This window comes from Pseudomonas sp. PA-4-8C, from assembly GCF_021606625.1.
GTDB lineage: Bacteria > Pseudomonadota > Gammaproteobacteria > Pseudomonadales > Pseudomonadaceae > Aquipseudomonas > Aquipseudomonas lactis.
Genome location: NZ_WKCD01000405.1, coordinates 1 through 3443 on the forward strand (window position 1 = coordinate 1; position 3443 = coordinate 3443).

Sequence of the window (3443 nt, forward strand, 5' to 3'; positions counted from 1 at the left end):
ACCCTAAGTGGCCGTTACCGCAGGAATGGATATGTACTCAGTGTAACGGTGTCGACTGTGAGGCCGTCTTCGCAGGCAAGCCAGCTCCCACAGTTGGATCGTTAGGGTGTCAGGTAGGTGTCGGCTGTCAGGCCGTCGCGGGAGCAAGCTCCCTCGCCACAGGGTCGGCGTCATGCCGAAGTTGTGTAGATACCTATGCATATAGCGGTTTTTCGAATTTTGAACACCAGAGCCCCGCCAAAAATGTTTCTGACGACGCGAATAACCTCTAGCAGGCGTTGCTCCGACTGTTCAGCCTGACGCCTCTCGCCCCGCTCGTCCCTGAACTAGCCGAGCTACGTTCTCATCAATGCGGCCCTGAATCAGGCGCAAGGTGTCTCGCGTAATATCCTGAGGGTATAAGTTCTCAGCGATCGCCGAAAACCGGCGCGCCACCTCGCAAATGCCATCAATCATGCTGCCAGCCACGTCCGGTGGCACCTCGGCCTCCTCGGCGAGTCGAAGCAGTTGTGTGCGGGAAATCGACAGGGCTTCTCCCATCACATCCATCTGGTGATAACCACCTGGCCCCTCGCAGAAGGTCACGTCGTAAGCCGGCGATAATCTCCACTGACCGCCTTGCGACATGATGTAGGCAAAGTTCTTGGGGTGATCGTCTCTGTTGTTGAACGCCACATTGAAGACGGCACGTTCGAAGGCCCGCGCCATCTCGCGCACGTCATTTGTACACATCTGCGTTGCCCGCAGGAAGTTGACGTAGTCCAGCACTCCCGGGGAGCGGTAATTGGCGCCCGTAAACGCCGCGAGGCTTTGCATCGGGACGCGCAGACCATCGCGTCGGTCAAATCGCTTACTGGCAAACGCTGCCAACCCATCAGGCAGACTGAAGTACTGCGTGTCGGGGGTGTCTATACCGCACAAGCGCAGGCATTCGGCGTAGACCATTTCGATGGCACATACCTCGGCATGCTCTTCTTTGGCAGGGAACTTGATCAACCACGCTTCAAAGCCTGGCGTGACGGCGGTGGTAAAACCACCGGTTGCGGGGTCGCGATACACGAGGGCCTTGGGCCGTGCTCCTTGAGGCGAGCCACCCACCAGCAGCAACGTGTGCAGGAACTCGCCCCCGTCTCCGTGGAGTACTTGCTGCACCTGGGCGGCAAGCTGTTCCAGCGGGATGTGGGCTTCAGACGCCTGCCCTTCGGGCGCCACGGGCTCAAACGTCATGGCGCCCATCGCGTTGCTACCGATGTACGCCAGCCGCTCCAGTGGTCCGATGCGCGCCGTGGTGAGCCCGCGGCGCCTGAACATGCGGTCCATCAACAACATGCCCCAGCCATCCGGCAACGCATCGTAGATAGGCCCTGGCAAATGCAGTTGGTGGTCTGGAAAATCTCTACGCAACTGAGCCCCCTCCAACGGCAGCATGTATGAGCACAGCTCCAAACCCTTTTGTCTGGCTTCGTTACTGTACTCGAACACGATCAGCGGGCGACCGGTCAAGGCGGTGGTGGAGACCAGCGAGCCCCATTGCCATCGCTCGCCCCAGCCTTCGTAGAAGACATTTACCTGCTCAAGCATTGCCGGGCTTCCTCTTTGTGCGCAGACGATTGGCGCTGTTTTCGTAGCGCCGAATATCCTCGATGCTGTCTAGCTTAGGCAGAAACAGGCCTTCGAGCTCCTTGGTTCGGCCAAGCGCTATGGCCACCCGAACGACGTTCTCGAACCCCACATTTCGCCCGGCTTCAAGGTTGGACACGGTGTTGGTGCCAATGCCAGCGCGCCCGGCCAGTTCGGCTTGTGTCATGTCCAGCGCCAAGCGCTCTGTGCGCAAGCGATCACAGAGGCGCTTGACGACTTCGCTCGGCTTGCTGAAGCTTAAATCCAACATAACCTGTACTTATCCCTTGTTGCGCCAGTTAGTGCCCAAAATTATAGAATTAGCAGCAACGCCTATCAAGCCGATAACTCCCTGAGTTAGGGCCTTAGTCACCAAAATGTACGTCTTAGCCACAACATACTGGATTTATCTGACATTAAGTCAGACGACGCTGCCGACGGCGGTTTCTCCGACCAGGCGCACCTGGCCCGCATGGGCACGTCAGGCCTACCTGCAAGTCACCAACGGCATGAGCCAATATCAGGCACTCAAGCAGGCCTTGAACTCCAGCCAGATCAACCTTGACGCCGTGACCCACGGCTTCGCAGCCGGCTCGCGTATCAACACCGATGTACTGGATGCCCAACAGAAAGTCACCGATACCCAGCAACGCCTGGCCCAGCAGCGCTATGCAATCCTAATGGCGCAGTTGCACCTGCTGGCCTCCACCGGCAACCTGAGCGACGCGCGCCTGCGTGAGGTCAGCCGTACACTGAACTGAGGCGCGGATGAAAGCGCTGACATTTGCCCAACGTAGGGCCTGAGTTGGATTAAGCTGGGCCATCTCAAAAATGGAACACTGCCCATGTTCGACCTTAACGAGCTATTCCTTTACGCCAAGGTGGTCGAGCACGGCGGCTTTGCGGCGGCGGGCCGTGCGCTGAACCTGCCCAAATCGACCTTGAGCCGCAGAGTCAGCCAACTTGAAGCCAGGCTGGGGGCACGGCTGATACAGCGTTCGACGCGCCAATTCCAGGTTACCGATATCGGCCATGCCTATTACCGCCACTGCGTGGCGATGATTGCCGAGGCCGAGTCGGCCGAAGATGTGATTGCTTTCAACAAATCAGAGCCGCGCGGCGTGATCCGCTTGAGCTGCACCACTGCGCTGCTCAACTATTGGGTGGCGCCGATGCTGGCCCAATTCATGGCGCAATGCGCCAGCGTCGAACTGAACGTGAAGAGTTTCAACCGCAAGGTCGACATCATCAGCGAAGGCTATGACATGGCCTTGAACCTGTGTTTCCCGCCGCTGGAAAGCAGTGAGCTGGTCATGAAGGTATTGGCTAAAAGTCCTCAGGTGCTGGTGGCGAGCGCGACTTTTTTGCAGGGTGCTCCCCTGCCCTCGCTACCAGCTGACCTTGCCGGGCTGGCGACTATCCATTGGGGCAACCCGTTGCTTCAGTACCTGTGGGACCTGACCGGGCCGGACGGCGCCACGGCGCAGGTAGTACACACGCCACGCCTGGTCAGTGATGACATGTCCACCCTGAAAAACGCAGCACTGGCGGGCGTGGGCATCGCCAACCTGCCGAGGATGGTGGTGAAAGAAGAACTGGCCGATGGCCGCTTGATTGACGTTTTGCCTGAATGGCAACCCGCTGAAGGCGTGATCACCGCCGTGTTCCCTTCCAGGCGTGGGCTGATGCCGTCGGTGCGGTCCTTGATCGACTTTCTGGGCGAGGCGTTTGAGGCGCCGTGATGCGCCCTCGCGTTGCTGGGAAAGTTCCTTGCACCCTGAGCAACAGTCTTTTGTCATCAACCACATTGATAGCCCCCTAAC

Annotated in this window: 4 protein-coding genes; 2 read left to right on the forward strand and 2 right to left on the reverse strand. The window is 58.8% G+C overall.

What is annotated here, in order from left to right:
* Positions 1-291 precede the first annotated feature (291 nt).
* Positions 292-1581 (reverse strand): type II toxin-antitoxin system HipA family toxin, encoded by a 1290-nt coding sequence (locus GIW04_RS29060; RefSeq protein ID WP_120248002.1) that lies wholly within the window; start codon positions 1579-1581, stop codon positions 292-294.
* A complete protein-coding gene (locus GIW04_RS29065) occupies positions 1574-1891 on the reverse strand; it encodes a helix-turn-helix domain-containing protein (RefSeq protein WP_003191097.1) in 318 nt (105 codons plus the stop codon). Before GIW04_RS29065 ends, GIW04_RS29060 begins: the two co-directional genes overlap by 8 nt.
* Positions 1892-1997: 106 nt before the next feature.
* On the opposite strand from GIW04_RS29065, the gene GIW04_RS29070 reads away from it, so the two are divergent.
* Together GIW04_RS29070 and GIW04_RS29075 are read left to right on the forward strand one after the other, a co-directional pair.
* Positions 1998-2381 carry a TolC family protein gene (locus GIW04_RS29070; RefSeq protein ID WP_268939279.1) on the forward strand — a complete coding sequence of 128 codons (384 nt, stop codon included), beginning with the start codon at positions 1998-2000 and terminating at the stop codon, positions 2379-2381.
* 84 nt (positions 2382-2465) lie between these two features.
* Positions 2466-3362: a LysR substrate-binding domain-containing protein gene (locus GIW04_RS29075; protein WP_120248001.1), complete on the forward strand. Its 897-nt coding sequence runs from the start codon at positions 2466-2468 to the stop codon at positions 3360-3362.
* Positions 3363-3443 lie beyond the last annotated feature (81 nt).